General features: G+C 64.5%; 24 protein-coding genes and 1 other RNA gene. 21 read left to right on the forward strand and 4 right to left on the reverse strand.

Going from position 1 to position 25554, the window contains the following annotated elements; all coding sequences use genetic code 11:
- The first annotated feature begins 2 nt into the window (after window positions 1-2).
- The 6 genes from rpsI to ACUN9Y_RS06380 all read left to right on the forward strand — a co-directional run bounded on the left by rpsI (window position 3) and on the right by ACUN9Y_RS06380 (window position 4922).
- On the forward strand, window positions 3-392 hold the full coding sequence (gene rpsI / locus ACUN9Y_RS06355) for a 30S ribosomal protein S9 (RefSeq protein ID WP_445459847.1): 390 nt from the start codon (window positions 3-5) through the stop codon (window positions 390-392).
- A 297-nt stretch (window positions 393-689) separates the two neighbouring features.
- Window positions 690-1289 (forward strand): ubiquinol-cytochrome c reductase iron-sulfur subunit, encoded by a 600-nt coding sequence (petA, locus tag ACUN9Y_RS06360; RefSeq protein ID WP_445459848.1) that lies wholly within the window; start codon window positions 690-692, stop codon window positions 1287-1289.
- Window positions 1289-2548, forward strand: coding sequence for a cytochrome b (locus ACUN9Y_RS06365; protein ID WP_445459849.1), 1260 nt, complete (start codon window positions 1289-1291; stop codon window positions 2546-2548). Before petA ends, ACUN9Y_RS06365 begins: the two co-directional genes overlap by 1 nt.
- Complete coding sequence (locus ACUN9Y_RS06370; protein ID WP_445459850.1) at window positions 2548-3318, forward strand: cytochrome c1; 771 nt, start codon at window positions 2548-2550, stop codon at window positions 3316-3318. Before ACUN9Y_RS06365 ends, ACUN9Y_RS06370 begins: the two co-directional genes overlap by 1 nt.
- A gap of 203 nt (window positions 3319-3521) precedes the next feature.
- The gene (gene sspA, locus ACUN9Y_RS06375; RefSeq protein WP_445459851.1) at window positions 3522-4148 is read left to right on the forward strand and encodes a stringent starvation protein SspA; all 627 of its coding nucleotides are present in this window, start codon (window positions 3522-3524) and stop codon (window positions 4146-4148) included.
- 291 nt (window positions 4149-4439) lie between these two features.
- Window positions 4440-4922, forward strand: a complete 483-nt coding sequence (locus ACUN9Y_RS06380; RefSeq protein WP_445459852.1) for a ClpXP protease specificity-enhancing factor — start codon at window positions 4440-4442, stop codon at window positions 4920-4922.
- 136 nt (window positions 4923-5058) lie between these two features.
- Here ACUN9Y_RS06380 and ACUN9Y_RS06385 read toward each other — a convergent pair whose 3' ends face one another.
- From ACUN9Y_RS06385 to ACUN9Y_RS06400, 4 genes are all read right to left on the reverse strand, one after another.
- A complete protein-coding gene (locus ACUN9Y_RS06385) occupies window positions 5059-5634 on the reverse strand; it encodes a BON domain-containing protein (RefSeq protein ID WP_445459853.1) in 576 nt (191 codons plus the stop codon).
- Window positions 5635-5636: 2 nt separating this feature from the next.
- Window positions 5637-6230, reverse strand: coding sequence for a phosphoheptose isomerase (locus tag ACUN9Y_RS06390; protein ID WP_445459854.1), 594 nt, complete (start codon window positions 6228-6230; stop codon window positions 5637-5639).
- Between the two features lie 65 nt (window positions 6231-6295).
- Entirely contained in the window at window positions 6296-6670 is a 375-nt protein-coding gene (locus tag ACUN9Y_RS06395) for a YraN family protein (RefSeq protein ID WP_445459855.1), read from the reverse strand.
- A complete protein-coding gene (locus tag ACUN9Y_RS06400; protein ID WP_445459856.1) occupies window positions 6648-8474 on the reverse strand; it encodes a penicillin-binding protein activator in 1827 nt (608 codons plus the stop codon). The genes ACUN9Y_RS06395 and ACUN9Y_RS06400 overlap by 23 nt, the downstream gene beginning before the upstream one ends.
- 46 nt (window positions 8475-8520) lie before the next feature.
- Between ACUN9Y_RS06400 and rsmI the strand changes: the two genes are divergently transcribed.
- From rsmI to ftsA, 15 genes are all read left to right on the forward strand, one after another.
- Window positions 8521-9375, forward strand: coding sequence for a 16S rRNA (cytidine(1402)-2'-O)-methyltransferase (gene rsmI, locus ACUN9Y_RS06405; RefSeq protein ID WP_445459857.1), 855 nt, complete (start codon window positions 8521-8523; stop codon window positions 9373-9375).
- A gap of 281 nt (window positions 9376-9656) precedes the next feature.
- An RNA gene (rnpB, locus tag ACUN9Y_RS06410) (RNase P RNA component class A) lies at window positions 9657-10009 on the forward strand.
- 92 nt (window positions 10010-10101) lie between these two features.
- The gene (gene rsmH, locus ACUN9Y_RS06415) at window positions 10102-11058 is read left to right on the forward strand and encodes a 16S rRNA (cytosine(1402)-N(4))-methyltransferase RsmH (protein ID WP_445459858.1); all 957 of its coding nucleotides are present in this window, start codon (window positions 10102-10104) and stop codon (window positions 11056-11058) included.
- Window positions 11059-11067: 9 nt separating this feature from the next.
- The gene (gene ftsL, locus ACUN9Y_RS06420; protein WP_445459859.1) at window positions 11068-11391 is read left to right on the forward strand and encodes a cell division protein FtsL; all 324 of its coding nucleotides are present in this window, start codon (window positions 11068-11070) and stop codon (window positions 11389-11391) included.
- Window positions 11388-13112, forward strand: coding sequence for a peptidoglycan D,D-transpeptidase FtsI family protein (locus ACUN9Y_RS06425; RefSeq protein ID WP_445459860.1), 1725 nt, complete (start codon window positions 11388-11390; stop codon window positions 13110-13112). Before ftsL ends, ACUN9Y_RS06425 begins: the two co-directional genes overlap by 4 nt.
- A gap of 31 nt (window positions 13113-13143) precedes the next feature.
- Window positions 13144-14658, forward strand: a complete 1515-nt coding sequence (locus ACUN9Y_RS06430) for a UDP-N-acetylmuramoyl-L-alanyl-D-glutamate--2,6-diaminopimelate ligase (protein ID WP_445459861.1) — start codon at window positions 13144-13146, stop codon at window positions 14656-14658.
- A complete protein-coding gene (locus tag ACUN9Y_RS06435) occupies window positions 14655-16037 on the forward strand; it encodes a UDP-N-acetylmuramoyl-tripeptide--D-alanyl-D-alanine ligase (RefSeq protein ID WP_445459862.1) in 1383 nt (460 codons plus the stop codon). The genes ACUN9Y_RS06430 and ACUN9Y_RS06435 overlap by 4 nt, the downstream gene beginning before the upstream one ends.
- A 9-nt stretch (window positions 16038-16046) precedes the next feature.
- Window positions 16047-17129, forward strand: coding sequence for a phospho-N-acetylmuramoyl-pentapeptide-transferase (mraY, locus tag ACUN9Y_RS06440; protein WP_445459863.1), 1083 nt, complete (start codon window positions 16047-16049; stop codon window positions 17127-17129).
- Window positions 17130-17136: 7 nt separating this feature from the next.
- Complete coding sequence (murD, locus tag ACUN9Y_RS06445) at window positions 17137-18606, forward strand: UDP-N-acetylmuramoyl-L-alanine--D-glutamate ligase (protein ID WP_445459864.1); 1470 nt, start codon at window positions 17137-17139, stop codon at window positions 18604-18606.
- Window positions 18603-19835: a putative lipid II flippase FtsW gene (ftsW, locus tag ACUN9Y_RS06450; RefSeq protein ID WP_445459865.1), complete on the forward strand. Its 1233-nt coding sequence runs from the start codon at window positions 18603-18605 to the stop codon at window positions 19833-19835. The genes murD and ftsW overlap by 4 nt, the downstream gene beginning before the upstream one ends.
- A 29-nt stretch (window positions 19836-19864) precedes the next feature.
- Window positions 19865-20917, forward strand: coding sequence for an undecaprenyldiphospho-muramoylpentapeptide beta-N-acetylglucosaminyltransferase (murG, locus tag ACUN9Y_RS06455; RefSeq protein ID WP_445460080.1), 1053 nt, complete (start codon window positions 19865-19867; stop codon window positions 20915-20917).
- A gap of 31 nt (window positions 20918-20948) precedes the next feature.
- Complete coding sequence (gene murC / locus ACUN9Y_RS06460) at window positions 20949-22382, forward strand: UDP-N-acetylmuramate--L-alanine ligase (protein ID WP_445460081.1); 1434 nt, start codon at window positions 20949-20951, stop codon at window positions 22380-22382.
- Window positions 22379-23305 (forward strand): D-alanine--D-alanine ligase, encoded by a 927-nt coding sequence (locus ACUN9Y_RS06465; RefSeq protein WP_445459866.1) that lies wholly within the window; start codon window positions 22379-22381, stop codon window positions 23303-23305. Before murC ends, ACUN9Y_RS06465 begins: the two co-directional genes overlap by 4 nt.
- A gap of 2 nt (window positions 23306-23307) precedes the next feature.
- Complete coding sequence (locus ACUN9Y_RS06470) at window positions 23308-24036, forward strand: cell division protein FtsQ/DivIB (protein ID WP_445459867.1); 729 nt, start codon at window positions 23308-23310, stop codon at window positions 24034-24036.
- A 198-nt stretch (window positions 24037-24234) separates the two neighbouring features.
- A complete protein-coding gene (gene ftsA / locus ACUN9Y_RS06475) occupies window positions 24235-25530 on the forward strand; it encodes a cell division protein FtsA (RefSeq protein ID WP_445459868.1) in 1296 nt (431 codons plus the stop codon).
- Window positions 25531-25554: the final 24 nt, after the last annotated feature.

Below are 25554 nucleotides of genomic sequence, written 5' to 3' on the forward strand. Positions count from 1 at the left end.
CCATGACACAGCAGTATTACGGTACCGGTCGTCGTAAGACATCTACCGCTCGCGTTTTCCTGAAGCCGGGCACTGGCAAGATCACCGTCAATAGCCGTGATCTTAACGAGTATTTCGGTCGCGTCACGGGTCGCATGGTCGTGCGTCAGCCGCTGGAGCTGACCGAGACCCTGGGGCAGTTCGACGTCTACGTCACTGTCAAGGGTGGCGGTGGCAGCGCCCAGGCCGGCGCTATCCGTCACGGCATCACGCGTGCCCTGATGGACTACAACGAAGACTTCCGCAGGCCGCTGCGCGAAGCCGGCTACGTCACTCGTGACGCCCGTGAAGTCGAGCGTAAGAAGGTCGGTCTGCGCAAGGCGCGTCGTCGCCCGCAGTTCTCCAAGCGCTGATCCACTCACCGCTTGCCGACATCAACGCCCGGGTCCTGGACCCGGGCGTTTTTTCGTGTCTATGGGGTCGGATGGGGGTGCCTGCGCGCACTCGAGCCCCTGGGGCGGCTTGCGCATACCAGAGGAAAGTTGTTCTGCGTCAATAGACTGCCCCTTGTACGGCCTTTGGTCGCAGGGGGCGTCCTTGTGCGGGCGGGGGGGATTTCTTAACATACAATCCACTTGTATCCGTGGTCACGAGCTTTCCAGGAGCCGTGGAAAACAACAACGGATAAGGCTGATGGGAGAAATCAGATCATGGCAGATAACGGCGTGAACAAAGGGAGACGCCGTTTCCTCGTAGGTGCGACCTCCGTGGTAGGTGCGGTAGGTGCAGTCGGGGTTGCGGTCCCCTTTGTGGCATCCTGGCAGCCCAGTGCCAGGGCCCGGGCGGCAGGAGCTCCTGTCCAGGCGGATATATCCAAGCTCGAACCCGGTCAGCGGATGACCGTCGAGTGGCGCGGTCGCCCGATCTGGGTGCTCAATCGGACCACGGAGATGATCGAGCGTACCGAGAGCCTGACCGGCGAACGCTTGGCAGACCCTGATTCCGCCAAGCCACAGCAGCCGAGCTATGCGGCCGGTCCCTTGCGTTCCATTCGCCCGGAAATCGGGATACTGATCGGAATCTGTACGCATTTGGGCTGTTCGCCGCTGTTCAAGCCGGAGCCCAATGCCGAAGGGGTCGGTGTCAGTGACTGGCCGGGGGGGTTCTTCTGCCCCTGTCACGGATCTCGCTTCGACCTCGCTGGACGGGTGTTCCTCAACGTTCCGGCACCGATCAACCTTGAGGTTCCGCCGCATCACTATGTGGACGAGTCGGTCATCGTGATCGGCGAAGATGGGGAGGCTGCCTGATGGGGAATCCGAACAAGGCCAAGGCCGAGCGTGGGTTCATGCGCTGGGTAGACGATCGTTTTCCGGCCACGCAGATGTGGCAGGAACACCTGGCCGAGTATTACGCGCCCAAGAACTTCAACTTCTGGTATTTCTTCGGCTCGCTGGCGATGCTGGTGCTGGTCAATCAGATCCTGACCGGCGTCTGGCTGACCATGAGCTTCAACCCGACCTCGGAAGGGGCCTTCGCCTCCGTCGAGTACATCATGCGCGACGTCGAATACGGTTGGCTGATCCGCTACATGCACTCCACGGGTGCCTCGGCGTTCTTCGTCGTCGTCTACCTGCATATGTTCCGCGGCTTGCTCTACGGCTCTTACAAGGCGCCGCGTGAGCTGGTGTGGATCTTCGGCATGGCGATCTATCTGGCGCTGATGGCCGAGGCCTTCATGGGCTACCTGCTGCCCTGGGGCCAGATGTCCTACTGGGGCGCCCAGGTGATCATCTCGCTGTTCTCGGCAATCCCCAGTATCGGTCCAGACCTGGCGCAATGGGTGCGCGGTGACTACTTGATCTCCGGTATTACCTTGAATCGCTTCTTCGCCCTGCACGTGGTGGCCTTGCCGATCGTGATCCTGGCGCTGGTGGTCCTGCATATCATTGCCTTGCACGAGGTCGGCTCCAACAACCCCGATGGCATCGATATCAAGCAGAAGAAGGATGAAATGGGCAAGCCGCTGGATGGCATCCCGTTCCACCCGTATTACACCGTCAAGGATATTGTCGGCGTCGCGGTGTTCCTGTTCGTGTTCTGCGTAGTGATCTTCTACTTCCCGGAAGGCGGCGGGTACCTCATCGAGAAGCCCAACTTCGAGCCGGCGAACCCGCTGAAGACGCCGGACCACATCGCACCGGTGTGGTATTTCACACCCTTCTACGCGATCTTGCGTGCGATCACCTTCAACCTGTTCGGACTCGAAGCGAAATTCCTCGGGGTGATCTTCATGGGGGCGGCGATAGCCGTGCTCTTCGTGCTGCCCTGGCTCGATCGTTCCCCGGTGCGTTCCATGCGCTACAAGGGCTGGATCTCCAAGGTCATGCTCGGGTTGTTCGCGATCAGCTTCGTGATCCTTGGCGTGCTTGGCGTGTTGCCGCCGACGCCGTTGCGAACCGCCATCGCTCAGCTGTGCACCGTGATCTACTTCGCGTTCTTCCTGTTGATGCCGCTCTACACCCGGCTGGAGAAGACGAAACCCGTTCCGGAAAGGGTGACTGGCTAATGAAAAAGCAACTGTTCGCACTGCTCTTCGCGCTGGTTCCTCTTTGCTCCTTCGCCGCGGGAGGCGAGGGGGTGCATCTGCGCAACATGACGCCGGACCTCGAGGACCAGGCGTCCTTGCAGAAGGGCATGCAGCTGTTTACCAACTACTGCATGGGCTGTCACTCGCTTGAGTACCAGCGCTTCTCGCGTGCCGCTGAAGACTTGGGAATGCCGGCTGACCTGGTGGAGGACAACCTGATTTTCTCGCCGGAGCTGGGGTTCAATGATCAGATGCACAAGGCAATGGCCGATGCCGATGCCGAGGCGTGGTTTGGCACCACGCCGCCGGACTTGACGCTCGAGGCTCGCCTGCGTGGCACCGACTGGCTGTATACCTACCTGCTGAGCTTCTATCGCGACCCCGAGCGCCCGACGGGCGTCAATAACGTGGTGTTCCCCTCGGTGGGCATGCCCAACGTCCTGGAGCCGCTGCAGGGGGTGCAGGAGAAGGTGTGTGCGGCGTCGGATCGCGCGATCGGCGATGCCACGCTAGACCCGCTGACCGGAAAGTACCAGTCCTGCGAGACATTGCAGGTCACGTCCCCAGGGTCGATGGAGCCCGCCGAGTTCGAAGCGGCGGTGTATGATCTGACGAACTTCCTGGCCTACGTCGGCGAGCCGTCCAAGCTTCATGCTCAGGCTCTCGCGCCGAAGGTGTTGATCTTCATCTTTATCTTCGGTGTGATTGCGTATTTCCTGAAGCGCGAGTACTGGCGCGACGTGCACTGACCTAGGCGGTGGCAAGAGCAGGGCGCATGGTCGGCTGACCATGCGCCCTGTGTTGTTCTGCGTCCTGATGTCGGTAAATGAGCGGCGATAGGCGTAGGCGTTACCGACCGCCGGCTTCGTTGGTGGCGATACGATCTCGATCCCCCCGCAATGGGGGGTTGTCGTGTTATCATCCCGGCTTGAACTAATGCGAGGATTGTTACATGGGTGTAGTGGCCAAGCGGTCGTCGATGATCTTCTATTCCGGTGGCGACGATCATTACAGTCATCGCGTACGGATCGTACTCGCCGAGAAGGGGGTTGCCGTCGATATCGTGGAGGTGACGGAGGATAAGCATCCTGAGGAGCTTGCCGATCTCAACCCCTACAATAGCGTGCCTACGCTGCTCGACCGTGACCTGGTGCTTTACGAATCCAAGGTGATGATGGAGTACTTGGATGAGCGGTTTCCGCATCCGCCACTGCTGCCTGTCTATCCGGTCGCCCGAGCCCAGAGTCGGCTGTGGATGCACCGGGTGGAGCGTGAGTGGTGCCCGATGGTGGAGCGCATCGAGTCCGGCAGCAAGAAGGAGGCCGACAAGGCGCGCAAGGAATTGCGTGAGAGCCTGATCGGTATCTCGCCCATCTTCGAGGACATGGCCTTCTTCATGAGCGAGGAGTTCACCCTGGTCGACTGCTGCCTGGCGCCGATCCTGTGGCGGCTTCCCGCACTCGGCATCGAATTGCCGGAGAAGCAGGTCAAGCCGCTGATGGGCTATATGGAGCGCGTCTTCGCCCGAGAAGGGTTCAAGGCCGCACTGTCGGAGTCCGAGCGCGAAATCCGCGCCTGACCGGGGTCCCGGGGCCGTTGGAACGGCTTGCGATGCCGGCGTTTACGGCGCAAGGCGGCCACGAATCTACGCTGCGGGGTGAGGCGAGAGTTCGCTAGGGTCGTTCGCTCGGGCCATGTCCAGGCCGTTGTCCTGGCCAAGGGTCGCCAGCGCGGTCCGACGGTGAATCTCTCGCCGCAGTGACGGTCTGAGGGTGGCGCTGGTGAATGTTGGCCAAGCGTCGCGACCGGACCGATCCCCGGGTCGATCACCACCCCAGAGAGCCAATTTGCCATCCAAGAGGGTCAAAACATGCAGTCTAGTCGCCCCTACCTGGCCAGGGCACTCTACGAGTGGTTGCTGGATAATGAATTGACGCCGTATATCGTCGTCGATGCCGAGCAGGATGGAGTCGAGGTGCCGCGGCAGTTCGTGCAGAACGGCCAGATAGTATTGAATCTGGGGCCGACTGCGGTGCGCGACCTGCACATGGATAACTCGGTGATTCGCTTCTCGGCACGCTTTAACGGTCAGTCGCAGATGCTGTTCGTGCCGATGTCTGCGCTCATCGCGCTCTATGCGCGAGAAAACGGTGTTGGCATGGTGTTTGGCCATGAGCCGGTGCTGCCCGAGGTCGATGATGAGTCGGCCGAGGACGACTCGGGGCCCGCGCTCGAGAGCGTTGAGCGTGGTGGGAGCCAGGAAGGTGGCTCCGACGACGCCGATGACGGCGATGACGGCGAGCAGGGCATACCGCCACGCAAGGGCCGTCCGTCGCTGCGAGTCATCAAGTAGTCCATCGAGGCGAGTGACGTGGAGCAACGCTTCGCAGACAAAAAAACGGCAGGCCCTCGGGGCCTGCCGTTTTTTTTCGCGGCGTTTTTTATCGCGGCTGAGCCGGCGAGGCGATGGGGTGCCGGCTCGCCGTCGGTCAGTCGATGTAGTCGAAAACCTTGACGATGCGCTCCATGCCGCCGGCGCTGGAGACCACATTGACCGCTTGATCTCCCTCGGCACGGCTCACCAGGCCCATCAGGTAGACGGTGGCGTTTTCGGTGATGACTTCGATGCGACTCGAGTCGACCTGGTCACTGGTGGCGAGTGCAGTACGTGCCTTGGTGTCGAGCCAGGCGTCATTGAGGCGCTGGCTGGTGGGCAGGTTCGCGGCGACGGTCAGCTCATTGTGCACGCGGCGCACGTTGCGCACCTGGGAGACGATCTCCTCGGCGCGACCCTTGAGCTCTTCGCTTGGCACTTGCCCTGTCAGCAGAACCACACCGTTGTAGCTGTCGACGTTGATACGCGCATCGTCGAGGCGCGCGTCGACACGGCCGAGGTTGTGTACCGACTTGGTTTCGATGCTCTCATCTTCCACCGTGGCGCCGAGGGTGCGTTCGCCGTAGTCCTCGTCGATGGTGCCGGGGTTGGTCACGGAGGCCACGGTGGTGCAGCCGGCCAGCAGAACCGACAGCGCGAGGGTGGTCAGGAAGGAGGAATGCTTGATCATGGTTACTCGCTTGCGCCGAAGAGTTGTTCGTCGATGAGATCGCATAGGCAGTGGATCACCAGCAGGTGCACTTCCTGGATGCGAGCGGTCGAGGTGGCGGGGACGCGGATCTCGCAGTCATCCTGGCCGAGCAAGGAGGCCATGTCCCCGCCATCGCGCCCGGTCAGGGCGACCACCGTCATGTCGCGGTCGTGGGCCGCCTGAATGGCCTGAATCACGTTGGCGGAATTGCCGCTGGTCGAGATCGCCAGCAGGATGTCGCCGGGCTGGCCCAGGGCGCGAACCTGCTTGGAGAAGACCTCGTTATAGCTGTAGTCGTTGGCGATCGATGTCAGCGTCGAGGTGTCCGTGGTCAGGGCCAGCGCCGGCAGGCTCGGGCGTTCGCGCTCGAAGCGGTTGAGCAACTCCGAGGAAAAGTGCTGGCTGTCGCCGGCGCTGCCACCGTTGCCGCAGGCCAGGATCTTGCCGTCGGTGACCAGGCACTGGACCATCATTTGGCTGGCCACTTCGATGAAGGGGGGCAGCACTTCGCTGGCATAGGTCTTGGTGTCGATACTGTCGTTGAAGTGTCCGAGAATTCGGCTCTGGAAATCCATGCTGCCTTCCTGGTCCATGTGAAATCGCGGTCTGTCCCGTCGGACGCCGAGCGCTTTCAGTGTATTCAATTCGCTTCGAAGGCGCCTACGATCCATTCGAATTCGAGCCGGGGCGGCGTACCGGAAACGGCCAACACGTCGAAGCGGCAGGGACATGATAGCCCGTTGCGATGCAGATAAAAACGCGCCGCCTGTGTCAGACGGCGCTGTTTGCTGGCGGTGATCGTTTCGGCAGGGGTCCCGAAGCGATGGCTGGCGCGGTGGCGAACTTCGACGAACACGAGTGTCTCGCCGTCGCGCATCACCAGGTCCAGCTCGCCCCCCTTGGCGTGCTGGTTGCGGGCCACCAGCGCGAGCCCCTTGGCGCTCAGCCAGTCTGCCGCGACGCCCTCGATGAGGGCGCCACGGCGCCGGGCGTCACTCGGCGTTGGCTGGGTCATCGGGGCCGTCGTTTGCCGAGTTATTGCCTTGGCGGTTGTCCTGGGTAGTGTCGGCAACCTCGCCCAGGCGCTTGCCGGAGAGAATGGCCGAGGGCGTGCCGTCGGCGAACCTGGCCCAGGGGAGCTCGCGGTAGATGCGTCCGCTGCCGTCGGAGCTCAGCGTGCCGGTCGCGCCCTGCATGCGGGTGCTTGGCAAGGCCTCGATCTGGGGCAGGCGTCTGGCCAGCTCATAGGCGTCGACGCCCATGGCATACAGGCGGAACAACGAGGGATTGCCTTCATTGCGCAGTTCGCGGTAGCTGTCGTAGAAGGGCAGGGCCTCGGCGCCCCCGGCGGCGGCGTCGGGGATCTGCCACGGAATATCGAGGAACTGAACGCCGTTCAGGTCGCGGTCAAGGCGCGGCTGGGGGTGGCCTTCGTACAGGTGCGACGTGGCGTAGATCGGAAGGTCGGCGGCGCTGTAGTACTCGAGGGTCGGCGGCACCTGGCGCGCGTAGTCCGGAAGTGCGAGCAGGAACAGCATGTCCGGTCGCGGGCTGGAGACCGCCTTGCGGGTGCTCTCGGTGGCGGGAGCGCCCGGATTGTAGCGCACGGCATTGGCCACATCGCCGCCGAGCTCGCGCCAGGCGTTCCAGAAGGCTTCGCCTACGCGGCGACCCCAGCCGTTGTCCGGGACCAGCATGGAGGCGCTGCGATGTCCGTCCTGCCAGCCGCGACGAGCGGCCTGGCGTGCCTCATCCTCGGCCGACAAGCCATACTCGTAGAGCCCCTCGGTGGTGTTCGACGCGCTCTCGCCATAGTTTAGCGCCACGGTCGGCAGCGGCACGCTGGTGCGGCTCTCGAGCTGGGAGACGTTGTTCTTGTCCAATGGCCCCAGAACCACTTGGGCGCCGGCGCTCTGGGCTTGCTGGTAGAGCGTATCGAGGTTACCGCCTGAGCTGTCGAGGAAGGTCAGCTGGGCGCCGCTGGACCCACTGTTGACCACGTTGCTGTGTTGGGTGCGGATGCCCTTTTCGATGGCATCGGCGACCCCGGCCAGGGGGCCGTCCTCGGGGAGCAAGACTGCAATGCGCTCGACCTGCTTGCCGCGCAGGTCGCGCAGATCGGTGATCTGGCGGGGCAGGCGGCGATTGGCCGGGTGATCGGGGTTGGCGACGCGCCAGTCGTCCAGGCGAGTGAACAGGCGTTGGATGTCGCCACCGCTCTGGCGTACCAGCTCCGCCAGGGACAGCCAGCCGCTGATCAGGGCGTTGCCGGGTACCGCAAGCTGGCTGGCCTGGTTGGCGTTGAGCGTCGAGAGGTTCTCCCAGATCGCGTCGTTGATATCCTCGCGGCCGGTAGCCGTCTGGACTTGCATCAGCAGGCGGCTGGCCTCCTGGGGTTCGCCAAGCTGGCCAAGCGCCATGCCGCGGCGCAGGCGCATCAGGGTGGCGTCATCCTTGGCCAGGCCCATGCGGTCCAGCCCTTCGGTGGCGCGAATGACGGCCTGTGGCGAGCCCTCGGTGTCGCCTAGCTCAGACAGCAGCAGCGCCCATTGGCGCCGGGCATCGCCGGAGAGTTGGCTGTCATCGAGGTTGCTGGCCACCTCCAGCGCCTGGGGGCGGCGCCCCGAGCGTGCTAGGATGTCGGCCGCCCGCAAGCGAGTGTTGGCGGCTTCGGCCGGTTGCTGTTGTGCTGCCTGGGCCAGCAGTTGGTCCGGGTTTTCGTCCGTTACCCGTTGCACGATGCCCGGGGCGAGACTGCACCCCGCCAGCGACAGCGCGAGAAGCGCGGCGGCCAGCGGGCCGCGAGTCAATATCTTCATGAATCCTTCCTTGTCCTAGGTCCGGATAGCACCCCAGGGAGCCGAGATGTCAGACGCGATAGCAGGGTCATTGTACGTGGTCGCCACGCCGATTGGGAATCTGGATGACCTGAGCCCCAGGGCGGTGAAGGTACTGGGCGAAGTGGCCTTGGTGGCCGCAGAAGACACCCGTCACAGCGCCAGGCTGATGCGCCACCTCGGTCTGTCGCCGGCAATGATCTCCCTGCATGACTATAACGAAGCCGCGCGTGTGGATCAGCTCATCGAGCGGCTGGCGCGAGGGGACGATGTCGCCTTGATCAGTGACGCAGGTACCCCGTTGATTAGTGATCCGGGGTACGTGCTGGTGCGCGAGGTGCGCGAGGCGGGCTTTCGCGTGATACCGATTCCGGGCGCCTGTGCGCTGGTCACGGCGCTGTGCGCCGCGGGCTTGCCCACCGATCGTTTCCGCTTTCATGGCTTCCTGCCGGCAAAAGGTAGCGGTCGACGGGCTCGCCTCGAGACGCTTGGTGCTGCCACCGAGACTCTGGTGTTCTACGAGTCGCCCCATCGAATTCGCGACACCTTGGCCGATATCGCTGCACTCTGGCCCGAGCGGCGCCTGGTGCTGGGACGCGAATTGACCAAGACCTTCGAGACCTTTCTCGATGGCAAGGCCAGTGAGTTGCTCCAGCGCATGGAGCACGACCCGGATCAAGCGCGCGGTGAATTCGTGGTGATGGTCGAGGGCGGCGCCGAGCGCGACGGCGCCGCCATTGATCTGGACGCAGAGACGCTACTCCGGTCGCTGCTGGCCGAAGGCGTCGGGGTCAAGCAGGCCGCCGCGGTGGCGGCGCGCGTCTTGGGCGGCGCAAAGAAGCAGTGGTATGCGGCGCTTCAGCAGATCAAGGATGCCGAGTGACACGCTTGAGCGGTGGTATCGCGGTATGTCTTCCGGCGCGACCGAGTCGCGCCAGACTGTGCGGGCCTCTCTCTCCTCAAACGCCTTCACGTGAACATTGAGCGCCTGGCGGGGCGCTGGTGGGCTTCCCCTGCGCCGAGTCGCGCCAGACTGGGCTGGCCCCTCTCGCCCCTCTCGCCCCTCTCGCCTCTCTTGCTTCTCTTGCTTCTATCGTCTCTCTCGTCTTAAACGCGTTCACGTGAAGATTGAGCGCCTGGCGGGGCACTGGTATGCTTCCCGCGGGAGTTGGCCAGACAGTCGCCGCCGCTTCGTGCGGGGGAGGAAAGTCCGGGCTCCATAGGGCAGAGTGCCAGGTAACGCCTGGGCGGCGTGAGCCGACGGAAAGTGCAGCAGAGAGTAGACCGCCTACGTCTCCTTCTGGGAGGCCGGTAAGGGTGAAAGGGTGCGGTAAGAGCGCACCGCGCGCCTGGCAACAGTGCGTGGCACGGTAAACCCCACTCGGAGCAAGACCAAATAGGAACCCCATGGCGTGGCCCGCGCTGGGTTCGGGTAGGTTGCTTGAGGGTAGCGGTGACGCTGCCCCTAGAGGAATGACTGTCTTAGACAGAACCCGGCTTATCGGCCGACTCCCCCTACGATTTTCAGCGCATGGTGGTGCGTCTCGCCGCGAGGCATCGGCAGCGCCATGTGCTAGTCCGTCGCCACCGCTCGTCCAATGAGATTGTCATGCCGTCACCCCCCTTTGAAACGTCCGTGCGCGGCTTTGCTCATACCAGCGTATTGCTCGACGGCGCCGTTGACGCGCTGATTCATGATCCCTCTGGCCATTACCTCGACGGTACCTTCGGTCGCGGGGGGCACTCACGCGTGATTCTCTCGCGACTCGCCGAGGATGGCGCCCTGGTCGGTCTGGACCGGGATCCTCAGGCCATTGCCGAGGCCGCCAGCATCCAGGATTCGCGCTTTTCGATCGTGCAGGCCGATTTTGCCCGCCTTGGCGAGGTCGCCCAGGCGCGAGGGCTGCACGGCAAATTATCCGGCGTTCTTCTCGACGTGGGCGTGTCCTCGCCGCAGTTAGACGATCCAGAGCGAGGCTTCAGCTTCATGCGCGATGGTCCCCTGGACATGCGTATGGACCCCACCAAGGGGCCCAGCGCGGCACAATGGATTTCGCGAGTCGACGAGGGCGAGATGGCCACGGTGTTCAAGCGCTACGGCGAGGAGCGGTTTGCCAAGCGATTGGCGCGTGCCATCGTGGCGCGCCGGCGTGAACAGCCGTTTACCCGGACCACCGACCTCGCGGCAGTGGTCAAGGCCGCTCACCCCGCGTGGGAGAAGGGCAAGCATCCGGCGACGCGGGTGTTTCAGGCGATCCGTATCGAGATCAATGGCGAGCTCGATCAACTCGACGCGGCACTGGACGCCGCACTCGAAGCGCTGGCGCCGGGCGGGCACCTGGTGGTGATCAGCTTTCATTCGCTGGAAGACCGGCGGGTCAAACGCTTCATTCGTGATCATGTGCGCGGTGACACCGATGTGCCCAGGGGGATTCCGCTGCGCGATGACCAGATTCCGCGTCGACTCGAATCCCTCGGCAAGGCGCTGCGTGCCAGCAAGGAAGAAGTCGATGCCAACCCCCGGGCACGCAGCGCGGTGATGCGCATGGCTCGCAAGCGCTACTGAGGACACGGCATGGCTCAAGGACGACTGGACATCAATGCCTTCGGTTGGCCCCTGCGGCAAACCTTTTCTGCTCGCCTGGTACTGGTGTTGGCCCTGCTGGGGGCCTGCCTGGTGTCGGCACTGGCGGTCATCAGCGTCAGTCATCAGACTCGGGTGCAGTATGCACAGCTTCAGCAACTGGAGCGGGAGCAACAGCAGTTGCAGACCGAATGGGGGCAGCTACTGCTGGAGGAAAGCGCCTGGTCGTCGCCCTCCCGTGTGGAGCGCATGGCGGTGGAGCGTCTGGAGATGCGTCTGCCTGATATCCATGATATCGAGGTGATTGCGCCATGACCGACGAGTCGCCGCGGGGCGTCTCGGCCCGCCGTCCGCCGCCCATGGCGCCCATGGGCCAGGCGCGCTACGTGGTGATGCTGACGCTGATTCTGATCGGCCTTGGCCTGCTGGCCGGACGGATCGTCGATCTGCATGTCATTGACCGCAACTTCCTTCAGGTTCAGGGCGATGCCAGGACCCTGCGCACCGACCCGATTCCCGCGCATCGCGGCATGATCACGGACCGTCACGGCGAGCCCCTGGCCATTTCCACGCCCGTGGTTACCCTGTGGGCCAATCCCCAGGACTTGCCCAAGGACGATATCCAGCGCCTGATGCTGGCCCGGGCTCTGGGGCAGGACCTGGACGCGCTCAACGAGCGCATCGGGCGCTACAGTGAGCGGGAGTTCATGTACCTGCGTCGGCGCATGACGCCCGAGTCGGCGCAGCGCGTGCTCAGCCTGCGCATCCCCGGCGTGCATGCGCGGGAAGAGTACAAACGTTATTATCCGGCCGGCGAGGTCATTGCCCAGCTGCTTGGCGTGACCAACGTCGACGATCAGGGCCAGGAAGGTCTCGAGCTGGCCTATCAGTCGTATCTGTCCGGTGAGCCCGGCAAGCGCCGGGTGATCAAGGATCGGCGTGGCCGGCTGGTGCGTGATCTCGAGGTGTTGCAGGAGGCCCAGCCCGGCGGCGACCTGGTGCTGTCCATCGATCAGCGCTTGCAGTACATGGCCTATCGCGAGCTGAAGGTGGCGGTGGATGAAAACGATGCCGACGGCGGTGTTCTGGTCATGCTCGATGCGCGCACCGGGGAAGTCTTGGCGATGGCCAACCAGCCGTCGTACAACCCGAACAATCGTGCCGGTCTCGACCCTCAGGGCCTGCGCAACCGGGCCATGGTCGATGTCTATGAGCCGGGCTCGGTGATCAAGCCGCTGGCCATGTCGGCGCTGCTCGAGACCGGGAAGTTTCCGCCGGACACGGTAATAGACACCTCGCCTGGGTGGATGCGCATCGACCGCTTCACGATCCGCGATGTGTCCAACAACGGCAAGTTGACCCTGGCCGGCATCCTGCGCAAGTCATCCAATATCGGCATGGCCAAGTTGACCCTTCAGCTCGACGATCCCGTGGTGCCGGAGAGGTATCGCGCCCTGGGGCTCGGGACGGCACCGGGCACGGGCTTTCCAGGCGAGGCCACCGGCAGCATGCCGTCTCCGGTGCGTTGGTCGAGCAGCCAGTGGGCGGCGTTATCCTATGGCTACGGGCTGTCGGTGACGGCGTTGCAGCTCGCCAGTGCCTATACCGCGATTGCCAACCACGGCGAACGTCTACCGCCGTCTCTGCTGCGCGTGAACCAGGCGCCTGTCGGCGAGCCGGTGATTCGCCCGGACGTGGCCGACCAGGTGCTCGGCATGATGGATGAAGTGGTCGCACCGGGCACCGGCGCGCGCCGCGGCATGGTGCCGGGCTACAGCGTCGCCGGCAAGACCGGCACGGTGCGCAAGTCCGGCAGCGCGGGCTACGAGGAGAACGCCTATCGCTCCTCCTTCGTCGGTATCACACCGGTGTCGGACCCGCGCATCATCACCGTGGTGATGATCGACCATCCGCGGGGCGACTCCTATTACGGTGGCGCCATTGCCGCTCCGGTGTTTTCTCGAGTGGCGGGCAGTGCCCTGCGCATTCTCGATGTGCCGCCGGACCGTCCCGAGGAAGAGGACGCCACGCAGTGACTTTTTTCGACTCTAGCGCCTGGAGCCTGTCATGACGATTTCCGTTGAGCATCTGGCTGCCGTCGTCGCTCGCTACTGGCCGAACGTACGCCTGCCGGGCGATCTTTGTGCCGATGCCACGACCCAGTTGACGACCGACAGCCGCGAACTCACCCGCGGCGATACCTTCATCGCCGTTCCCGGTGTTGGCGCCGACGGTCGCGACTATATCCAGCAAGCCCTCGACGCCGGTGCGGTCATGGTGCTCGCTCAGTCCGCGGTGGCCCGCGGCGACTTCGGGGGGGGCGGCGAGCGAGTGGTGTGGCTCGAAGGACTGGGCGAGCGCCTCGGTGACTTTGCCCGGACGCTTTTCGCGGTGCCCGAGTCGCTTGAATTGATCGGCGTGACCGGCACCAACGGCAAGAGTTCGGTGACCCACTACATCGCCCAGTTATCGCGCCTTGTCGGCGTCGATGCGGGGCTCGTCGGTACCCTGGGGCACGGCCGCCCCGGTCGCCTCGAACAAGGCATGCTGACGACGCCCGAGCCGCTGGCGCTGCAGCGTCAACTCGGCGAGCTTGGCTCGGAGGGGCTCGCTCGGGTGGCCATGGAGGTGTCCTCCCATGCCCTCGAGCAGAACCGAGTGGCGGGCTGTCGGTTCAAGGCGGCGGTGTTCACCAACCTGAGCCGCGATCATCTCGATTATCACGGCAGCATGATCGCCTATGCTGCCGCCAAGGCGAAGCTGTTCAAGCGCCCGGAGCTTGCCCTGGCCGTGGTCAACGGCGACGACCCCTTGACACGCCTGATGCTTGCCGGCGTGCCGGAAGGCGTGCGGGTACTGGCCGTCGGTGAGGCCGAGGGGGTGTCGCTCAGAGTCCTCGACGTCAACCCGGCCAGTGACGGCATGCGCGCGCTGATCGCGACGCCGGAAGGGGAGAGGGTGCTGGTACTGGCGTTGGTGGGGCGCTTCAACCTGGATAACGTCCTGCTGGCCATCGCCACGCTCTACGGGCTTGGCGCGGGCCTCGACGAGCTGTTCGCCGCCGCCGAGTCCTTGACTGCGGTGCCCGGACGCATGCAGGTCATTGCTCGGCCCGGTGCCCCCACCGTGGTCATCGACTATGCCCACACCCCGGATGCCCTGGACAATGCCCTTGCGGCCCTGCGGGCGCACCTGCCCGGCCGCGGCGCGCTGTGGTGCATCGTCGGGTGCGGCGGTGACCGCGACAGCGGCAAGCGCCCGCTGATGGCCCAGTCTGCGGCAAGGCGTGCCGACCGCGTAGTGATCACCGATGACAACCCGCGCAGTGAAGCGCCGGCCGCGATTCGGGCGGCGCTGTGGACCGGGCTCGATGATTCGGCGCAGGCGCGGGCCTTGAACATCGACGGGCGTGCCGCGGCCATCGCCTTGGCGATTCGCGAGGCGGCCGATGAAGATGTCATCCTGATCGCCGGAAAAGGGCACGAGACCTACCAGGAGGTCCAGGGCGTGCGCCATGACTTTTCCGATGTCGGCGAGGCCGAGTCGGCGCTTGACGCACGCCTGGCCGGAGCCGGCTCATGAGTGTCCCGGGCCTTTCGACCCTGGGGGACGTGGCGCGCGTGCTTGGTCTCGATGACCAGGCGCTGGCGCCTGGCCTGGCGCAGACCGGCGTTGCCTCGATCGTCACCGACACACGCAAGCTCGCGCCCGGAGCGGTCTTCGTCGCCATTCGCGGTGAGCGCTTCGATGCCCATGACTTCTTGGCCCAGGCCCGCGAAGCCGGAGCGGTCGCCGCTATTGTCGAGCGTGATGTCGACGACGCCTTGGCTCAGCTCAAGGTCGGTGATGTGCGTCTGGCACTGGGGTTGCTGGGACGCCAGGCACGCCGTGCCTGGGGCGGTCCCCTGGTCGCCGTGACCGGTAACAGCGGCAAGACCACCGTCAAGCAGATGCTCGCCACGCTGTTGTCGCGCCAGGGTGAGACGCTAGCGACCGTGGGCAATCTGAACAACGATATCGGCGCGCCGCTGACGCTGCTGGCACTGCAAGCCACGCATCGGCAGGCGGTGGTGGAGCTCGGTGCCAACCACCTCGGTGAGATCGCCTGGACCACGGCGCTGGCCGAGCCCCAGGTGGTCGCCATCACCAACGTCACCGGTGCTCACGTGGGCGAATTCGGCGGACTCGGGCGCATCGCTCAGGCCAAGGGCGAGATTCTGGCGGGGCTCAAGCAAGGCGGTGTGGCCGTGCTCAATCGCGACGACGCCTTCTACCCGCTGTGGGCCAGTCTCGCCGCGCCGCATGACGTCATCGACGTGTCCTGTCAGCAATCGGCGCGTCTTTGCGCCACGGATCTGGCCTGTGACGATCGTGGGCGCTATGCTTTCACGCTGACTTTCGACGCTCGGCAACTGGGGCGTGTCACCTTGCCGCTGATCGGACGCCATAACGTCGCCAATGCCCTGGTGGCCGCCGCCTCGGCGCTGGCGATGGGGCTTTCCGGCGAGGATGTGGTGGCTGGGCTTGGCGAGGTAACCGCGAGCCCCGGGCGTCTGACCGTCGAGGACGGGGTGCGTGGCGCCCGGGTTCTCGACGATACCTATAATGCCAACCCAGGCGCGGTGAAGGCGGCCATCGATACGCTGGTGAGCTTGCCGGGTCCGCACTGGTGCCTGCTGGGTGCCATGGGAGAACTGGGGGACGCGTCCGAACGGCTGCATGCCGAGGTCGGACGCTACGCGCGGGAACGCGGCATCGACTTTCTCGGTACCCTGGGCGAGGCGGCCAACGCCGCTAGCCTGGCCTTCGGTGAAGGCGGGTATCATTTCCATGATCAGGCGGCGATGACACGCCACGTCCTGCAACATTTGCCAAGCGGTGCCAGTATCCTGGTCAAGGGATCTCGCGCTGCCGGCATGGAGCGCGTCGTGGCGGCCTTGCGGCCAGATGTTTCAAGGTGAACCGGATACATGTTGCTTTTTCTGGCTGAATTGTTGGCGAACTACCAGAGCGCCTTCAACGTCTTTAGCTACCTGACCCTGCGTATGATTCTGGCGACGATCACCGCTCTGGTGCTGTGCTTGTGGTTCGGGCCCTTGATGATTCGCCGCCTGGTGGAGCGCCAGATCGGCCAGGCGGTGCGCGACGACGGCCCCCAGTCCCACCTGTCCAAGGCCGGCACGCCGACCATGGGCGGCGCCATGATTCTGATGGCCATGGCCATCAGCACACTGCTGTGGGGCGATCTGACCAACCATTATGTGTGGCTGGTGCTGGTCGTGACGCTCGGCTTCGGTGCCATCGGCTGGGTCGATGACTACCGCAAGGTGGTCGAGAAGAATCCCCGAGGTCTGCCCGCTCGCTGGAAGTATCTGTGGCAATCGGTGATCGGCCTGGCCGCGGCGCTGGTGCTGTATTTTACGGCCGCTTCGCCGGTCGAGACCAGCCTGATTCTGCCGCTGTTCAAGGAGTTCGTGCTGCCACTCGGGGTGTTCTACATCCTGCTCAGCTACCTGGTTATCGTCGGCGCCTCCAACGCCGTCAACCTGACCGATGGCCTCGACGGTCTGGCGATCATGCCGACCGTGATGGTGGCCATGGGCCTGGCCGTCTTCGCCTACGCCAGCGGCAACACGGTGTTTGCACAGTACCTGCAGATTCCTCTGATCCCGGGCGCCGGCGAGCTGGCGGTGTTCTGCGCCACGATTTCCGGGGCCGGCCTTGGCTTTCTGTGGTTCAACACCTACCCGGCACAGGTGTTCATGGGCGATGTGGGGGCGCTGGCCCTGGGGGCGGCCCTCGGCGTCGTCGCGGTCATCGTGCGCCAAGAGGTGGTGCTGTTTATCATGGGCGGCGTATTCGTCATGGAGACCGTCTCGGTGATCCTTCAGGTCGGCTCCTACAAGCTCACCGGTCGCCGGATCTTTCGCATGGCACCGCTGCATCATCACTTCGAGCTCAAGGGCTGGCCGGAACCGCGGGTCATCGTGCGCTTCTGGATCATCACCGTGGTGCTGGTGCTGATGGGTCTCGCCACCCTGAAGATTCGCTGAGTTGTCCATGGCTGCTACCGACGGTTTTACACACCAGGGCCTCGCACCGCCCCTCTCAAGCGCCAATGATCCGGCGCGAAGCACGGTGGCAGATCGCTACCGCGTGCCCGAAGGCACCACGGTGGTGGTGGGGCTGGGCGTCTCGGGGATGGCCATCTGCCGCCACCTGAGGCGTCTCGGGACGCCGTTCATGGTCGTCGATACTCGTGATGCGCCGCCGGGCCTCGATGACTTCGTGCGTGACTTCCCCGATGTTCCGCTACGCCTGGGTGGGTTCGCGGGACTCGATCTCGACGCCGCCGAGGAAGTCGTGGTGAGTCCTGGGGTCGATCCGCATCAGGCGCCGCTCGCTGCGCTCTTGACTCGTATCCATCCGGCCACCGGTGAGCCGCGCCTGGTCGGCGAGATCGCGCTGTTCAGGCGTGCCTGTCGCGCTCCGATCGCGGCCATCACCGGGGCCAATGCCAAGTCCACGGTGACCACTCTCGTCGGCGCCATGGCTAGCGCGGCCGGACGCCGAGTCGCGGTGGGCGGGAACCTGGGGACTGCGGCGCTGGACCTGCTGGCGGCCGCCCCCGACGCGGAACTTTACGTGCTCGAGTTGTCGAGCTTTCAGCTCGAGACCACGCCGCGGCTCGGTGCCGAGACGGCGGCCTTTCTCAACCTGAGCGAAGATCATCTCGACCGCCACGGCGATATGGCGGGCTATCGGCGAGCCAAGCTCGGCATTTTCACCGGGGCGGCCCACGCGGTCGTCAATGCCGAAGACCCCGAGACCTGGCCCGAACAGGCGCCGCCGGCGTTGTCGCGATTCGGCGTTCAGGAGCCCGACGGCAAGGACGACTGGGGCGTTGCCGAACGCCAAGGCGAGCCCTGGCTGGTGCACGGCGACACGCCGCTGATGCCGGTCGCGGCGATGCGCCTGAGCGGCCGTCATCACCAGGCCAATGCCCTGGCGGCGCTGGCCATGGGGACCCGTCTGGGCTTTCCTCTGGCGGCGATGCGCTCTGTGCTCGAAGAGTTTACGGGCCTGGCCCACCGCAGCGAGTGGATCGCACGCATCGACGGCGTCGATTGGATCAATGACTCCAAGGGCACCAACGTGGGGGCGACGCTTGCCGCCATCGCCGGTATCGGGCCGACGCTGGCGGGGCGCCTGATCCTGCTGGCCGGTGGCGTCGGCAAGGGGGCGGACTTTGCGCCGCTCGGTGAGCCGCTCGCCAGCTACGGGCGCGAGGCGATCCTGTTTGGCCAGGACGCCGAACGCCTAGCTCAGGCCCTCGCCGGCAAGCTGGCCGTGTGTCGCGTCGCGGGTCTCGATGAGGCTATCGCCCGTGCGGCCGCCATGGCGCGTCCGGGGGACGCCGTGCTGCTGTCGCCGGCTTGTGCAAGCCTCGATCAGTTCGTCAATTACCTGGCCAGGGGTGAGGCGTTTCGCGCCGCTGTCGAGCGTCTGGCCGCGAAGGAGCAGACATGAGTCGACTCGCGACTACCGGGCGGCGCCTGTCAGCGCTGCGCCAACGGCTGTCGACCCGGGATCAGCCCTTCGACGGCTGGCTGGTGGTGGCGACCTTCTCACTGCTGTTGATTGGCTGGGTCATGGTGACCTCGGCCTCCACCGAGGTCGCCTCGAGCCTGACCGGCAATGCCTGGTACTTCAGCATTCGTCACGGCATCTTCGTGGTCGGCGGGATCGCCGTCGGCGCCTTGGCGCTGCGCGTGCCACTGGCCTGGTGGCGAGCCAACGGACCGCTGTTGCTGCTGGTAGGCATCGTCCTGCTGGCGGCGGTGCTGCTGGTCGGGCGCGAGGTCAACGGTAGCCGTCGTTGGCTGTCCTTGCCCGGCGTTCCGTTTAACCTGCAGGCCTCCGAAGTGGCCAAGCTGTGTCTGATTACGTACATGGCCGGCTATCTCGAGCGATTTCTGCCTCAGGTGCGTCGTCAGTGGGGAGCCTTCCTGCGTCCCCTGGCGGTGGTCGGGGTGATCGCGGTACTGCTGATCTTCGAACCCGACTACGGTGGCGTGGTGGTCATGACCGGCTGCGTCATGGGCATGCTGCTGATGGCAGGAGCCCCGTGGGGGCGTTTTCTGTTGTTGATCGTGCTGGTCGGTGCTCTCGGCGTGATCGTGGCCGTCGCCGAGCCCTACCGCATGGCTCGCTTGACGAGCTTTACCGATCCGTGGGCCGACCAATTCGCCAGTGGCTATCAGCTCACCCAGGCCTTGATCGCCTTCGGCCGCGGTCACCTGATCGGCATGGGGCTTGGCAATAGCGTGCAGAAACTGTTCTATCTGCCCGAGGCTCATACCGATTTCGTGTTCGCCGTGCTGGCCGAAGAGCTCGGCTTGATCGGTGCCATCAGCGTGGTGGGGCTGTTCGCGTTGCTGGTGTGGCGGGCAATGGCGATAGGGCGGCGGGCGGAACTCGCCCAGCTACCCTTTGCGGCCTTCCTCAGCTACGGCATCGCGCTGGTCATCGGCGCCCAGGCCTTTATCAACATTGCGGTAAGCACCGGCATGCTGCCCACCAAGGGGCTGACCTTGCCGTTGTTGAGCTATGGCGGATCGAGCCTGGTGATCAGCTGTATCATGGTGGCGCTATTGCTCAGGGTCGATATCGAAACCCGCGAGCGTGCCCGCCAGGCGGCGCCGACGGCTCGGCGCGGTGGGCCAAAACGCAGCGACGCACAAGGAGTGAAGCAGTGAGCGAGCGCAACGGACGGCGCGTCCTGATCATGGCCGGCGGCACCGGCGGCCACGTGATTCCGGCCCTGTCACTGGCCAAAGGGCTTGCCGAGCAGGGCGTCGAGGTCGAGTGGCTCGGCAGTCCCCGGGGCATCGAGAATCGTCTGGTGCCCGAGGCCGGAATCGCCCTCAACCGGATTGCTGTCAGTGGCTTGCGCGGCAATGGCCTGGCCGGATGGTGTCTGGCTCCCGTCCGCCTGGCGCGGGCCGTCTGCCAAGCCAGGGCCGTGATTCGTCGCTTCGACCCGCAATTGGTCGTCGGGCTCGGTGGTTTCGCCAGTGGGCCTGGCGGCTTGGCGGCCTGGCTCGGGCGTCGTCCCTTGGTCATTCATGAACAGAATGCCGTGGCCGGGTTGACCAACCGCGCCCTGGCAAGGCTCGCCCGGCGCGTCTTTGCCGCCTTTCCCCAGGCCTTCAACGGTAACGCCGAGGTCATCGGCAATCCGGTACGCGCCGAGATTGCGGCCATCGGCGAGGCGCCGCGCGACGCCGACAGCATGTCCGGGCGTCGGTTGCGGTTGTTGGTGGTGGGCGGGTCACTCGGCGCCCTGGCGCTTAACCAGCGCCTGCCCGAGGCCTTGGCACGCCTTTCCGATGACCAGCGCCCCGAGGTGCGTCATCAGGCCGGCCGTGACAAGGATGAGGCGACCCGCCAAGGCTATGGCGATGTCGGCGTCGAGGCCGAGGTGACGGATTTCATCGGCGATATGGCGGCTGCCTACGAGTGGGCCGACCTGGTGGTCTGTCGCTCCGGTGCGCTGACCGTGGCGGAGCTTGCCGCGGCGGCCAAGCCGGCACTGTTCGTACCTTTTCCTCACGCGGTGGATGATCACCAGACCGCCAACGCCCAGGCGCTGGTCGATGCCGGCGCGGCATCGCTGATGCCACAGCAAGACATGAACGCGGTGGCTCTGGCCGAACGCCTGGAGTCGCTTCTGAATCCCGCCACCTTGGCCGGCATGGCCCGTGGCGCCCGCCAGGGTGCCCATCTGGATGCCGTGGAACGGTTGGTGGCAGGCTGCATGGAGACGGGTTTTGAGTAATGACACCAATGGGCCGGTTCCCGGCCAGACGATGTCCGGCCGCGGGCTGGGCATGCGCCGCATTCGACGCATTCATTTCGTGGGTATCGGCGGGGCCGGCATGTGCGGCATCGCCGAAGTGCTGGCGAATCAAGGCTACCAGGTCTCGGGTAGTGACCTGAGGACCTCGCCGGTGGTGACGCGACTCGAGCGTTGCGGCGTCGAGGTCGCCATCGGTCACGCCGCCGAGAACGCCGCCCACGCTGACGTGGTGGTGGTGTCGACCGCCGTGGACCCGGAAAACCCCGAGCTGCGCTGGGCCCACGAGCACCGGGTTCCGGTGGTCCGTCGGGCCGAGATGCTGGCCGAGCTGATGCGTTTTCGTCACGGCATTGCGGTGGCCGGCACCCACGGCAAGACGACCACGACCAGCCTGACCGCGACGCTGCTGGGTGAGGGCGGGCTCGATCCCACCTTCGTCATCGGCGGCAAGCTGACCAGCGCCGGGACCAATGCCCAACTCGGCCAGGGCGACTATCTGGTGGCCGAGGCCGATGAGTCTGATGCTTCCTTCCTGCATCTGCAGCCGATGGTCAGCATCGTCACCAACATCGACGCCGACCATATGAGTACCTACGGCGGCGATTTCGAGCGTCTTAAGACCACCTTCGTCGAGTTTCTGCACAACCTGCCGTTCTACGGGCTGGCGGTGCTGTGCATCGATGATGACAACGTGCGTGGGCTGCTCGACAAGATCAATCGGCAATTCGTGACCTATGGTTTCAGCGACGACGCCGACTACCGCATCGAGAACTTCATCCAGGAGGCCGGTGAAGTCCGCTTTACGGCGGTGCGTCCTGGGGAGCTGGCGGACCTCGCGGTGCACCTGGCCATGCCGGGACGCCACAATGCCCAGAACGCCCTGGCGGCGATCGCGGTGGCCAGCGATGCCGGCGTCGATGATGCCGCCATTTTGCGCGGGCTTGCCGGGTTCGCCGGTGTCGGGCGCCGCTTCCAGGTCCATGGTCACTTCCCGGCGCCGCAGCACGCCGGTGAGGTGATGCTGGTGGATGACTACGGTCACCACCCTCGCGAAGTCGAGATGGTGATCAAGGCAGTCCGAGCCGGCTGGCCGGACCGGCGCCTGGTCATGGTCTATCAGCCGCATCGCTATTCGCGTACCCGCGATCTTTACGAGGACTTCGTTCGCGTCCTGTCGGGAGTCGATACCCTGCTGTTGCTCGATGTGTACAGCGCCGGTGAGGCGCCGATACCCGGCGCCGAGGGGCGTAGCCTGGCGGGCTCCATTCGCCAGCGTGGCGAAGTCGATCCGATCTTCGTACAAGACAAGAGCGAGCTGTCGGCGGTGCTGGCCAAGGTGCTGCGTGCCGATGACATTCTGATCACCCAGGGCGCCGGCGACGTGGGCGGTATTTCTCAGCGCCTGGCCGATGCCCGACTCAACTTCGATGAGGTGACCCTGTGACGCGCGACAAGGCCGACGTTGGACGGGTGGTGGTGGTGTTCGGCGGGCACAGTGCCGAGCGTGACGTATCGCTGAAAAGCGGTGCCGCGGTGCTGGCCGCGCTGACACGCTCGGGTGTCGACGCCGTCGGCTATGACCTCGCCGAGGGCGGTGTCGCCGGCCTTCAGGCCCTGGCGCCCGATAGCGTCTTCATCGCCCTGCACGGGCGCGGGGGCGAGGACGGTTGTCTGCAAGGCGCCCTCGAGCTTGCCGGCATTCCCTACACCGGTTCGGGGGTGATGGCCTCGGCGCTCGGGATGGACAAGCTGCGGACCAAGGCGCTGTGGTCTGCCGCGGGTCTGCCGACGCCGGAGAGCATCGCGCTGACCCCGTCGGCCGATTGGAGCGAGGTGGTCGAGCGCCTGGGGTTGCCCTTGATCGTCAAGCCGGTTCACGAAGGGTCGACCATCGGCATCACCATCGTGCGCGATCGAGGAGAGCTCGAAGCGGCCTATGCGGATGCGGCACGTTTCGATGCGAAGGTGATGGCCGAGCGGTTTGTGGTCGGAGACGAATTTACCTTGTCGGTATTGGGCGACACGGCATTGCCCGCGATTCGGGTCGAGGTGCCGAACGGCTTCTATGACTATGAAGCCAAGTACCTGTCCAATGACACCCTCTACCATTTGCCCTGCGGGCTCGACGCAGCACAAGAAACGGCGTTGGGCGAATTGTGCCTTGCTGCATTTGACGCAGTGGGGTGTGAAGGCTGGGGACGGGTCGATGTGATGCGTGATGGCGATGGCAAGTTCTGGCTGATCGAAGTAAATACGGTGCCGGGCATGACCGATCATAGCCTGGTCCCGCAATCCGCGGCTCACGCCGGTATCGGCTTCGATGAGCTGGTCGTGCGCATCCTCGCGACTGCGCAGGGACGGCGCTGAGCATGGCGGCCCGCCGTGGAACCTTGCTCGGCCTGGTGCTGCTGGGATTGCTGATCGGTGCCGGCGGGAAAGCGCTGTGGGTGTGGCTCGATCGTCCCATCGAGCGCGTGTCGATCCGTGGTGAGCTGCACTATGCCGGGGCCGACTATTTGAAGGCACAGCTGGCACCGCTGATTCGCGGCCGTACCTGGCTGTCGGTGGACCTCGGCGAGTTGCGAGAGCGTGCTCTGGCCGTCGGCTGGTTGGAAGAGGTGCGCCTGCGTCGAGAGTGGCCCAATGCCTTGACGTTTGAACTGACCGAGCAAGTACCGGTGGCACGCTGGAACGATGGGCAACTGCTGAACGGCGAGGGAGAGCCATTCGATTTCGCCCCGGTGTCGCCACCTGGCGACTTGCCCGATCTGGCGGGACCGTCGGGTTCCAGTGAAGAAGTGCTCGATTATTATGCTGAACTTTCCGGTCGTTTCGAGAAAATGGGCCTGGAGCTGCGCCAGTTACGACTCGAGGCGCGTGGCGCCTGGCGCTTTCAACTCGACGATGGCGTCTGGGTGATGCTCGGGCGCAGCGATCGTGAAGCCCGGTTGGGAAGGCTCGAAGCGGCGTGGCAGCGTGAACTGGGTGAGGTGGCGTCGCATATTCGCTACATCGACCTGCGCTATCCGAATGGGGTCTCGGTGGCGTGGCACGGAGAAACCGAGCCGGTGGAAGAGGGCGCCGAGCAACAAGGCTAATCAAAAAACCGCACTTCATTTAATTGTCGTTATCGAGTTTCGGGTATTTCTTTTGAATGGATGTCCCCGTATCGTGAAATATGTCTACGCCCTGGGCTGGTAGAACACGCGGTATTGTTCCTATAATCGTCCCAGGTTTTTTCATTACAGAGACAAGTTCCCAATTATCGGGATCGGTTCGAGGAGAATTCCCGACTCATGGCAGGCCCATCCAACGTGTCCAGTATGGTAGTCGGACTGGATATCGGAACATCCAAGGTCGTCGCGATCGTGGGCCAGCCCACCGACGATGGTGGTATCGAAATTGCCGGCATTGGCTCTCATCCCTCCCGGGGAATGAAGAAGGGCGTGGTAATTAACATCGAATCCACCGTTCAGTCGATTCAGCGCGCGGTAGAAGAAGCCGAGCTGATGGCGGGCTGTGACATCCACTCGGTGTATGTCGGCATCGCCGGCAGTCACATCAGTTCGATGAATTCCGACGGCGTGGTGGCGATCAAGGAACGCGAAGTCGCCTCGTCCGACATCGACCGAGTGATCGATTCGGCGCGCGCGCGGGCGATCTCCGAAGGCCAACGTGTCCTCCACGTTCTGCCCCAGGAATTTGCCATCGACACCCAGGGCGGCATTCGAGAGCCCTTGGGGATGTCTGGTGTGCGGCTCGAGGCTCGAGTGCATCTGGTCACCGCGGCGCTCAATGCGGTGCAGAATATCGAGAAATGTGTGCGGCGTTGTGGGCTTGAAGTGGATGCGATCATCCTCGAGCAACTGGCGTCGAGTCATGCGGTGCTGACCGAGGATGAACTCGAGCTTGGCGTCTGCATGGTCGATATCGGTGGCGGCACCACGGACATCGCCGTCTTTACCGAGGGCGCCATCCGCCACACCGCGGTGATTCCGATTGCCGGTGATCAGGTCACCAATGACATCGCCATGGCCTTGCGTACGCCGACACAGTATGCCGAGGAAATCAAGGTCAAGTACGCTTGCGCCCTGACTCAGCTCGCTTCCAGCGACGAGATGATCAAGGTGCCGAGCGTCGGGGATAGGCCCGCCCGAGACCTGTCGCGTCAGTCTCTGGCCGAGGTGGTCGAGCCGCGCTACGAGGAACTTTTTACCTTGGTGCGAGACGAACTGCGGCGCAGTGGGTTTGAGGACCTGGTCGCCTCCGGCGTCGTCCTGACCGGCGGGACCTCGCGCATGGAAGGCGTGGTGGAGCTGGCCGAGGAGATTTTCCACATGCCGGTGCGCATTGCCTGTCCGCAGAACGTACGCGGGCTCGCCGACGTGGTGCGCAACCCGATTTATTCGACGGGTGTCGGTTTGTTACATTACGCTCTACATGAAGCCCGCAAGGGTCATGGTCGCCAAGGGCAAAGCGGGGACCTCTCGGCGCACCCGAGACGCGAGCGCGAGGATGTCTCCCGGCGGGGACCAGAGGAAAGGACTCCGGCGCTGGAAAAGATTAAAGGCTGGTTCAAAGGAAATTTCTGAAAGGGTCGCACAAGCGGCTCAGGA

This window comes from Halomonas sp. V046, from assembly GCF_052645355.1.

Bases quoted from the DNA above. Each gene is read 5' to 3' on its own strand.
- rpsI (WP_445459847.1), top strand. From the start codon at position 3: ATGACACAGCAGTATTACGGTACCGGTCGTCGTAAGACATCTACCGCT.
- petA (WP_445459848.1), top strand. From the start codon at position 690: ATGGCAGATAACGGCGTGAACAAAGGGAGACGCCGTTTCCTCGTAGGT.
- ACUN9Y_RS06365 (WP_445459849.1), top strand. From the start codon at position 1,289: ATGGGGAATCCGAACAAGGCCAAGGCCGAGCGTGGGTTCATGCGCTGG.
- ACUN9Y_RS06370 (WP_445459850.1), top strand. From the start codon at position 2,548: ATGAAAAAGCAACTGTTCGCACTGCTCTTCGCGCTGGTTCCTCTTTGC.
- sspA (WP_445459851.1), top strand. From the start codon at position 3,522: ATGGGTGTAGTGGCCAAGCGGTCGTCGATGATCTTCTATTCCGGTGGC.
- ACUN9Y_RS06380 (WP_445459852.1), top strand. From the start codon at position 4,440: ATGCAGTCTAGTCGCCCCTACCTGGCCAGGGCACTCTACGAGTGGTTG.
- ACUN9Y_RS06385 (WP_445459853.1), bottom strand. From the start codon at position 5,634: ATGATCAAGCATTCCTCCTTCCTGACCACCCTCGCGCTGTCGGTTCTG.
- ACUN9Y_RS06390 (WP_445459854.1), bottom strand. From the start codon at position 6,230: ATGGATTTCCAGAGCCGAATTCTCGGACACTTCAACGACAGTATCGAC.
- ACUN9Y_RS06395 (WP_445459855.1), bottom strand. From the start codon at position 6,670: ATGACCCAGCCAACGCCGAGTGACGCCCGGCGCCGTGGCGCCCTCATC.
- ACUN9Y_RS06400 (WP_445459856.1), bottom strand. From the start codon at position 8,474: ATGAAGATATTGACTCGCGGCCCGCTGGCCGCCGCGCTTCTCGCGCTG.
- rsmI (WP_445459857.1), top strand. From the start codon at position 8,521: ATGTCAGACGCGATAGCAGGGTCATTGTACGTGGTCGCCACGCCGATT.
- rsmH (WP_445459858.1), top strand. From the start codon at position 10,102: ATGCCGTCACCCCCCTTTGAAACGTCCGTGCGCGGCTTTGCTCATACC.
- ftsL (WP_445459859.1), top strand. From the start codon at position 11,068: ATGGCTCAAGGACGACTGGACATCAATGCCTTCGGTTGGCCCCTGCGG.
- ACUN9Y_RS06425 (WP_445459860.1), top strand. From the start codon at position 11,388: ATGACCGACGAGTCGCCGCGGGGCGTCTCGGCCCGCCGTCCGCCGCCC.
- ACUN9Y_RS06430 (WP_445459861.1), top strand. From the start codon at position 13,144: ATGACGATTTCCGTTGAGCATCTGGCTGCCGTCGTCGCTCGCTACTGG.
- ACUN9Y_RS06435 (WP_445459862.1), top strand. From the start codon at position 14,655: ATGAGTGTCCCGGGCCTTTCGACCCTGGGGGACGTGGCGCGCGTGCTT.
- mraY (WP_445459863.1), top strand. From the start codon at position 16,047: ATGTTGCTTTTTCTGGCTGAATTGTTGGCGAACTACCAGAGCGCCTTC.
- murD (WP_445459864.1), top strand. From the start codon at position 17,137: ATGGCTGCTACCGACGGTTTTACACACCAGGGCCTCGCACCGCCCCTC.
- ftsW (WP_445459865.1), top strand. From the start codon at position 18,603: ATGAGTCGACTCGCGACTACCGGGCGGCGCCTGTCAGCGCTGCGCCAA.
- murG (WP_445460080.1), top strand. From the start codon at position 19,865: ATGGCCGGCGGCACCGGCGGCCACGTGATTCCGGCCCTGTCACTGGCC.
- murC (WP_445460081.1), top strand. From the start codon at position 20,949: ATGTCCGGCCGCGGGCTGGGCATGCGCCGCATTCGACGCATTCATTTC.
- ACUN9Y_RS06470 (WP_445459867.1), top strand. From the start codon at position 23,308: ATGGCGGCCCGCCGTGGAACCTTGCTCGGCCTGGTGCTGCTGGGATTG.
- ftsA (WP_445459868.1), top strand. From the start codon at position 24,235: ATGGCAGGCCCATCCAACGTGTCCAGTATGGTAGTCGGACTGGATATC.